The sequence below is a fragment of the Nocardia sp. NPDC060220 genome, assembly GCF_042727815.1.
In the GTDB taxonomy this organism is placed as follows: Bacteria; Actinomycetota; Actinomycetes; order Mycobacteriales; family Mycobacteriaceae; genus Nocardia.
The window spans coordinates 1-8,024 of record NZ_JBHWZY010000261.1 but is presented as its reverse complement, the minus strand read 5'-3'; the positions used below and the strand labels follow the sequence as shown (position 1 = coordinate 8,024).

The following is an 8,024-nucleotide window of genomic DNA, read 5'->3' as shown; positions in this document are numbered from 1 at the left end:
AACTTAGCTCAGACAACCGGCCGGAAGCAAATCCGTACCGAGTCCCTCTGAACACGCAGTCAGTCAGGCGCTCATCGTACTACCTCGTGTCTCGGCCGCTGGGCGGCTGAGTCGGTGTCCGTGTCGCTCTGACTGGAATAAAGTTACGTGCCGACCAACGCGAAGTCAAATCGCCTGGAAGATTCAGCATTTCCCCAGCTCACGCCCACCGCGGTGCCGCGGATTCAAGCCACGCGCTCGTCGGCGAACATCGCACTCACCGAGGGTGGATGCCCGGCGATCAGATGGCAACTGATCATTCGTCCAGGCCGTGGATGATCTATAACACACGTTCTACCTGGCGTCATGACACGACAAGCATAGACAGGACCCGCCCTCCGATATACAGTTTGCCCTCGTTCAGCAATTTTATAGCTAACGCACGGGTGGAAGGTAGGCCGAGGTGATAGAGGATTTCGACTCGGTCGAGCGTCGCGCCTGGAGCGCGGTGGTCACCCTCTCGATGCGCGTACCGAGCGCACTCGATTCACGACTACAACGAGAGTTCGGCGTGACCCATTTCGAGTACCGGGTCATGGCACTGCTCCACGACGCGCCGCGACGCCGGATGCGGTTGAGCATGCTCGCGGCCCGGGGGCACGGGTCCATTTCGCGGCTCTCCCACGTGGTGTCGAAGCTGGAGCGGGTGGGCTGGGCGCGGCGGGAAGCGACGGAATCAGGGCGCGGTATCGACGCGGTACTCACCGCAAGCGGGCAGGCCAAGGTGGTGGAGGCGACACCGGACTACCTGGTCGCGGTGCGCAAGCTGGTGCTCGACGGACTCGACGATCCGCAGAAAGCCGAGCTCGCGGTCCTGGGCGAACGGCTCTCATCGCATCTGATCCACACGCTCGGCGACGCCGAGTCGGGGCAAACGGCACTCGACTACTGAGACGACCAACGCCGCCCCGAAGATCCGGGGCGGCGTCGGTCGGATGGATCAGGACAGCTCAGGCGTTGTTCGGTCGCCAGGTGGCCACCGCCCAGATCACCACGATGTCGATGGCGATGATCAGGATCGACCACCACGGGTAGTAGGGCAGCCACAGGAAATTGGCGATGATCGACAGGGCGGCGATCACCATTGCCGATACCCGGCCCCACGTCTGACCGGCCAGCAGTCCGATCGCGACGATGACCGCGATCGCGCCGAGAACGATGTGCCACCAGCCCCAGCTGGTGAGGTCGAACTGGAAGGTGTACTCCGGTCCGACAACGATGAGATCGTCGTTGGCGACCGCGGAGATTCCCTGGAAAATCTGCAGGACACCGACAACCGCCAGCAGGATGCCAGCGCCGATGGAGGTTCCTGCCGCGATTCCGTCGCGCACCCGGTGCTGATTCGTGTCTGTCATCGCTGGGCCTTTCCGTCAGGTCAATGCCACGTGCCACCACGGCACACGACAACGGTAGAAACCCGACGGACCCCGCGCCTCACCCGTTGCGGGTGAACTCCGCTACCCGGCGCGGCACCGGTCGCAGGGTTTTGCCGAGGTCGGTGCGCAGGGTGATCAGCGCGTCGAGCAGGTAGTTCTGCCTGACCCGCCACGGATGACGGTCGCCCTGACGGGGGAACGCCGCGATCGAGCGCAGGACGTAGCCGGCGTTCAGGTCGAGCAGTGGGCGTTCGGCGAGCGCGCCCTTGGGTTCGGGGACGACCGCGGCGCTGCCGGTGCGGTCGAGGTGGGTGAGGACTTTGCAGACCAAACGGGAGGTGAGGTCGGCGCGCAAGGTCCAGGACGCGTTGGTGTAGCCGACGCAGATGGCGAAGTTGGGCAGGCCGGTGAGCATGGCTCCCTGCCAGACGAACTGGTCGGCCAGGGGCACGGGGGTGCCGTCGACCGAGGGCGCGATGCCGCCGAAGGCCAACAGGCGCAGGCCGGTGGCGGTGACCACGATGTCGGCGGGCAGCGTCTCCCCCGACACCAGCCGGATCCCCTCCGGCACGAAGGCGTCGATCCGGTCGGTGACCACCGAGGCCTTGCCCTTTTTCATCGCCTTGAAGAAGTCGGCGTCCGGGGCAGCGCACAGGCGCTGGTCCCAGGGGTCGTAATCGGGTGTGAAATGTTCGGCGACGAGTTTGTCGTCCTTGAGGATGCGGGTGGTGAGGTCGGTGAGCAGCTTGCGCGCGGCGGCGGGACGACGGCGGCAGAACTGGTAGAAACCGACGCTGAACAGGATGTTCTTGGTCCGGATCAGCCGGTGGGCCAGACCGGCGGGGAGCAGCGCGCGCAGCTTGTCGGCCTGCTTGTCGCGGCCGGGGACGGCGCTGATCCAGGTGGGGCTGCGCTGCAACATGGTGACGTGGGCGGCGTCGGCCGCGAGGTTGGGCACCAGGGTGACGGCGGTGGCGCCGCTACCGATGACGACGATCCGCTTGTCGCGGGTGTCGAGGTCGGCAGGCCAGAACTGCGGGTGCACGACGGTGCCCGCGAAGGTGTCGCGACCGGCGAACTCGGGGGCGTGTGGCTGCTGGTAGTCGTAGTAGCCGGCGCAGGCATAGAGGAAACCGCAGGTCAGAGTGCTCAGCTCGGGGCCGTCGGGGCCCTCGTGGGCGATGGTGAGCCGCCAGTGGGCCTGCGCCGATGACCAATCCGCGCCGATCACCCGCGCACCGAAGCGAATGCGCCGGTCGATGCCGTTCTCTTGCGCGGTCTCGCGGATGTAGTCCAGGATCGCGGCGCCGTCGGCGATGGAGCGGGCCGCGCGCCACGGCTTGAACGGGTAGCCGAGGGTGAACATATCCGAATCCGAGCGGATGCCGGGGTATCGGAAGAGGTCCCAGGTGCCGCCGAGGTCGGCGCGCGCCTCCAGGACGGCGTAGCTGCGATGCGGGTGCTCGGTCTGCAGCCGGTAAGCGGCCCCGATGCCGGACAACCCGGCGCCGACGATGACGACGTCGAGGTGTTTGGGGGCAACGGCGGTATCGGTCATAGGCTCCAGTGTGCCTGGTGGAGGACCGCGGCAGAAGAGCGTGTGGTCCGCCTCGATCGCGGGCCCGGCGGCCATCGTGGAGATTTCGGTATCGTCGGTGCCGTGTCGATCTTTCGGCGTGCGGGATGGTTGCTCGTCGGCGCACTGGTCACCGTGCTGGCTGCCGCATTCGCCGGCTGGCCGGTCTTCGTGCATCCCCAGATCGACCCGCTGCGGCCCGCCGATGTGATCGTGGTGCTCGGCGGCACCCCGTACGAGCGGTTCGACCTCGGCATCGAACTCGCCGAGCGCGGACTCGCCCCCGAGGTGCTGATCTCGCAGTCCACCGGCGCCGATGACCCGATGATGGACAAGTACTGCGGCGGCCGATTCGCCTTCCGTGTCTCGTGTTTCGTGCCCGACCCGTGGACCACCGATGGTGAGGCGCGCGAAATCGTCCGGCGCGCAAAGATCTACGGGTGGAACCACATCATCGTGGTCACCTTCACGCCGCATGTGTCGCGCGCCAGGTACATCGTGGAGAAGTGCTTCGACGGCGAGATCACCATGGTCGCCAGCCCGTCGGAATCGGGGCTGGGGTTCTGGTCGTATATGTATGTGCGCCAATCCGCCGGGTACATCAGGGCTTTTGTCAATCAGCATTGCGAGACCGACTGACACACGATGGCGCTGCTCTTACAGTGAGAACAGCGGTGCGGGGGCACCGCCGGTGAGAGGACCGCCGATGCTTGTCGAGGATCTGCGCACCGTCGGTGACGACGCGTTGCGCACCCAGATCTGCGTCATCGGGTCGGGCCCTGCGGGCCTGACGGTGGCCACCGAACTCGCCGCCGCCGGACTGCGGGTCCTGGTGCTGGAGAGCGGCGGACACGAGATCACCGCGGACGACAGAGCATTCGCCGCGATCGAGAACATCGGCGCACCGCGCGCGCAACCGCACCGGATCGCGGGAAACCGGGTGCTCGGCGGCAGCTCACACACCTGGGCAGGGCGCTGTGGGGTGCTCGACGACCTCGACTTCGCCACTCGGCCCTGGGTCACCCGCTCCGGCTGGCCGATCGACGCGGGCGCACTGCGCCCCTTCGCCGACCGTGCCGCCGCGCACGCCGGGCTCGGGCACGGCACCGGCTTCACCGAGCACGAATTCTGGCCGCTGGCCGGGCGGCAAGCACCCGCCGACGCGCTCGACACCGCCGCGCTGCGCTCCTGCTTCTGGCAGTTCAGCCGCGACCCGGCCAACCGGTTCGACTGCAAACGGTGGGGACCGCGGGTGCGTGACATCGTCGCGCCGACCGCGCGGGTACTAGTGAACGCGACCGTCACCCATATCGATACCGATACCACCGGCGCGCATGTGAATTCGGTCGAGGTGACCGGAGCGGGTGGCCGTGTACGCACTGTCGAGGCGCGGGTGTTCGTGCTGGCCGCGGGTGGAATCGCGACACCACGGCTGCTGCTGGCGTCGCGGCGCACCGTCGCGGGCGGGATCGGGAATCGGTACGACCAGGTGGGGCGATGCCTGATGGATCATCGCAGCGGCGTGGTCGCGACGCTGCGCCCCGCGCAAGCCCGGGCAGCGCTCGATCGGTTCGGCAAGTACGTGGTGAAGAGCGCGCGGGGCAAGCACACCTTTCTGCACGGAATGGCGTTGTCGCCCGCGGTGCAGCGGCGCGAGTCGCTGGTGAACTGTGCGCTGTGGTTGCAGGAGATCACCGCCGACGACGATCCGTGGGACTCGGCGAAGCGGTTGTTGCGCGGCCGGGTTCGGTGGCAGGACCTGCGAATCATGCTGTCCGGCAACGGACTTGTGGCCGGCGGTGCGCGGCGCAGATCGGTCGACGGTGCCGGGTTGCCACACCGGCTGGTCCATGTCGAGGTGCGGGCGGTAGTGGAGCAGACACCGGACGCCGACAGCCGGGTACGACTCTCGACGCGCACCGACCCGCTGGGAATGCCGCTGCCGCAGGTGGATTGGCGGATCAGCGATCAGGAGGATCGAACGGTGCGCCGGGCTACAGCTTTGCTCGTGGGCGAGTTCGCCCGGCTCGGGTTGCCCGCGCCGCAGGTAGTTCCCACGGCGTTGCCCGACAGCACCGATCCCCTACCGCTCACCGACTGCGCGCACCCCAGTGGCACCACCCGGATGTCGGCCGACCCCCGGCACGGGGTCGTGGACCAGCACTGCCGGGTGCACGGGGTGGACAACCTCTACATCGCGGGCAGTTCGGTCTTTCCGACGAACGGGCACGTCAATCCGACGTTGACCGTGATCGCGCTCGCGGTGCGTCTGGCCGACACGCTGCGCGCGGCCCTGGCGGCCACTGCTGATTCCCCGATTGCCCGGCGGAACTGAGCGGTGGCCGACTTGTCTGCGGCGAGCCGATGATCTGCTGGTTGTGCCCACTAGGCTGAGCGGGTGCCGGACTCGCCCGCAGAGAACAGTCGTCCGCGGAAGGCCGGGGGTTCGCCCCGGTCAGATCATCCGCATGAGCCGCATACCGAAGGTCTTGCGACCCGGTTGAACTGGTTGCGTGCCGGAGTGCTCGGCGCGAACGACGGCATCGTTTCCACAGCTGGGTTGGTCGTCGGTGTCGCCGCGACCACGAACAACGCCCAGACGATCCTCACCGCGGGCATCGCGGGACTGGTGGCGGGCGCGATCTCGATGGCCGCCGGCGAATACGTGTCGGTGAGCACACAGCGGGATTCGGAGAAGGCGCTGCTCGCCAAGGAACGCCGAGAACTGGCCGACGAACCCGATTTCGAACTGGCCGAGCTGGCCGGGATCTACGAGAAGAAGGGCCTCAGCCCGGCCACCGCGCGCACCGTGGCCGCCGAGCTCACCGCCCACGACGCCTTCACCGCGCACGCAGAGGCCGAACTCGGCATCGACCCGCGCTCGCTGACCAACCCGTGGGCGGCCGCGATCTCCTCGGCGATCGCATTCACCTGCGGTGCGCTGTTGCCGTTGCTGGCGATCGTGTTGCCGCCCACCGCATGGCGGGTACCGGTGACGTTCGCCGCCGTGCTGATCGCCCTCGCGATCACCGGGTCGGTGAGTGCGCGGCTCGGCGGTAGCAATCTCGGACGCGCGGTGCTGCGAGTGGTGGTCGGCGGTGCGCTGGCCATGGCGATCACCTACGGAATCGGTGCCGCCACCGATTCGCTGGGAATCGGCTGAGCCCCGGGCAGGTCGGCGCGAGACCGTGCCGGAAACGGTGCGCGCTCAATGCATCGGGCCGAGGTCGAGCCGGCGGGTGACTCGGTCGACGACATCCGGGGGCATGCCGGGTTCGCGACGAGCGGCTTGGGCTTCCCGACGGCCCGCCTCGGTGACGGCAGCGCGGACCGCACGCATCTGGGAGGCGAGTTTGCGTTCCTTGTCCAGCGTGGCTTTCGCGTCGGCATCGGCTGCCTCGGGATCGGCTTTGGCGGACAGCCGGCGCAGGAGCGCCTTGAGGTCCTCGTAGACGTCCTCCGGAAGGTTGTCGCGGGCGGCGATCGCTTTGAGTTCGGTGAGTTCGGCATTGACGACCCTGGTCCAGAGCGCCTGTTCGACGGCGCGTTCCTGGCGGGTGTCGGCGTGCACCCCGGTGAGGCGGACCACCAGTGGGAGGGTCGGGCCTTGCACGAGCAGGGTGAACAGCACGACCGCGAACGCGATGAACAGGATTTCCGAGCGGGCGGGGAAGTCGGCGCCGGTGTCGAGGGTGAACGGCACGGCCAGTGCCAGCGCCACCGTCGCGACCCCGCGCATGCCCGCCCACCAGGTGACGATCACCTCGCGCCAGGTGAACGGTTCGTCGGTGTTGGGTAGTTTGCTGCTGATCGCCCAGGTGGCCATCAGCCAAGCCAGGCGCAATCCGACGACGACCACGATCACCGCGGCGGTGACCCCGGCCAGCCCGGGCCAGTTGTGTCCGGTGGTGTCGATGACCACCCGCAGTTCCAGGCCGATCAGGGCGAAGGCGAAACCGGTGATGAGCATTTCGGTGATGTCCCAGAACGAGTCGGCGACCAGCCGATAGTCGCGGTCGCCGATTTCGGTCACGGCATCGGTGAGGTACAGCGCGCAGACCAGCACCGCGAGGACCGCCGAGCCCTCCCAGTGCTCGGCGATGCCGTAGGCGGCGAAGGGCAGCAGCAGGCTCACCGCGACCTGACCGGTGGCCGTGTCCAGATACTTGGTGAGCTTGCTGCCGAGCCAGCCGAGCAGCAGGCCGACGGCGACGCCGACCACCGCGGCGATCGCGAAGTCACCGAGCGCGTGCCACGGCGAGAACAGGCCGGTGACCACTGCCTGGATTCCGACCGTGTAGATGACGATCGCGGTGACGTCGTTGAACAGCCCTTCGCCGCCGAGGGTCACGATCAATCGGCGTGGCAGGCCGAGGCTGCCCGCCATGGACGTGGCCGCGACCGGGTCGGGCGGTGCGACCAGGGCGCCGAGCACCAGGCCGGCGGCGACCGCGGTGGCGGGATTCCACGCGTGGAAGACCGCGGTGACCGCGATCGCGGTGACGATCACGAGCCCCACCGCGCGCAACGCGATGATCTGCCAGTTCTCCGCGAACTGCCGCCATGACGTGCGGCGCGCGGCAGCGTAGAGCAGCGGCGGCAGGACCAGGGGCAGGATCAGCTCGGGCGGGATGTGCAGGCTGGGCACGGCCGGAATCAGCGCGAGCAGGCAGCCGAACACTGTCATCAGGATCGACGGCGCGAGACCGAGGCGCGCGCCGAGTGGTTCGGCGAGCACGGCCGCGAGCAGGATCACCAGAGTCAGCACCAACTGGTCCATAGCTGACCAGTCTCACCGACATCGGCGGCACACGGGGATCGACCCGCCGCCGGTCAGGGCCGGACGGCCGCCGCCGGTGGGAGCAGGATCGGCGGGAGGGGGAACGGGAGTTGCAGGACAGGGGGCGGCGGCGGGGGCGGGGGCGGGGCCGGGGCGGGCGCGTCGTCGGCGGGCTCCGGGGCCGTGCCCTCGCTCAGCCGCCGGTCCAGGGCGGCCGGGGTGGGCGCCTCGAAGAGGTCGCGGACGGAGACGG

8 protein-coding genes are annotated in these 8,024 nt (G+C 68.4%); 4 read left to right on the top strand and 4 right to left on the bottom strand.

Annotation, left to right across the window (positions count from 1 at the left end; all coding sequences use genetic code 11):
* Window positions 1-442: 442 nt before the first annotated feature.
* Window positions 443-931, top strand: coding sequence for a MarR family winged helix-turn-helix transcriptional regulator (locus tag ACFWF3_RS15675; RefSeq protein ID WP_379314216.1), 489 nt, complete (start codon window positions 443-445; stop codon window positions 929-931).
* Window positions 932-989: 58 nt separating this feature from the next.
* Here ACFWF3_RS15675 and ACFWF3_RS15670 read toward each other — a convergent pair whose 3' ends face one another.
* Window positions 990-1,394 (bottom strand): hypothetical protein, encoded by a 405-nt coding sequence (locus ACFWF3_RS15670; RefSeq protein ID WP_378996611.1) that lies wholly within the window; start codon window positions 1,392-1,394, stop codon window positions 990-992.
* A 79-nt stretch (window positions 1,395-1,473) separates the two neighbouring features.
* Entirely contained in the window at window positions 1,474-2,973 is a 1,500-nt protein-coding gene (locus ACFWF3_RS15665; RefSeq protein ID WP_379314215.1) for a flavin-containing monooxygenase, read from the bottom strand.
* Between the two features lie 102 nt (window positions 2,974-3,075).
* Between ACFWF3_RS15665 and ACFWF3_RS15660 the strand changes: the two genes are divergently transcribed.
* The 3 genes from ACFWF3_RS15660 to ACFWF3_RS15650 all read left to right on the top strand — a co-directional run bounded on the left by ACFWF3_RS15660 (window position 3,076) and on the right by ACFWF3_RS15650 (window position 6,154).
* A complete protein-coding gene (locus ACFWF3_RS15660; RefSeq protein WP_379314214.1) occupies window positions 3,076-3,630 on the top strand; it encodes a YdcF family protein in 555 nt (184 codons plus the stop codon).
* 67 nt (window positions 3,631-3,697) lie between these two features.
* Entirely contained in the window at window positions 3,698-5,326 is a 1,629-nt protein-coding gene (locus ACFWF3_RS15655; protein ID WP_379314213.1) for a GMC oxidoreductase, read from the top strand.
* A 165-nt stretch (window positions 5,327-5,491) separates the two neighbouring features.
* Entirely contained in the window at window positions 5,492-6,154 is a 663-nt protein-coding gene (locus tag ACFWF3_RS15650; RefSeq protein WP_378664001.1) for a VIT family protein, read from the top strand.
* Between the two features lie 45 nt (window positions 6,155-6,199).
* On the opposite strand, the gene ACFWF3_RS15645 is transcribed toward ACFWF3_RS15650, so the two are convergent.
* Together ACFWF3_RS15645 and ACFWF3_RS15640 are read right to left on the bottom strand one after the other, a co-directional pair.
* Entirely contained in the window at window positions 6,200-7,771 is a 1,572-nt protein-coding gene (locus ACFWF3_RS15645; RefSeq protein ID WP_378996619.1) for a Na+/H+ antiporter, read from the bottom strand.
* Between the two features lie 53 nt (window positions 7,772-7,824).
* Window positions 7,825-8,024: hypothetical protein (locus tag ACFWF3_RS15640; protein ID WP_379314212.1), on the bottom strand; the 200-nt coding region annotated here is incomplete at its 5' end.

Bases quoted from the DNA above. Each gene is read 5' to 3' on its own strand.
- ACFWF3_RS15670 (WP_378996611.1), bottom strand. From the start codon at position 1,394: ATGACAGACACGAATCAGCACCGGGTGCGCGACGGAATCGCGGCAGGA.
- ACFWF3_RS15665 (WP_379314215.1), bottom strand. From the start codon at position 2,973: ATGACCGATACCGCCGTTGCCCCCAAACACCTCGACGTCGTCATCGTC.
- ACFWF3_RS15655 (WP_379314213.1), top strand. From the start codon at position 3,698: ATGCTTGTCGAGGATCTGCGCACCGTCGGTGACGACGCGTTGCGCACC.
- ACFWF3_RS15645 (WP_378996619.1), bottom strand. From the start codon at position 7,771: ATGGACCAGTTGGTGCTGACTCTGGTGATCCTGCTCGCGGCCGTGCTC.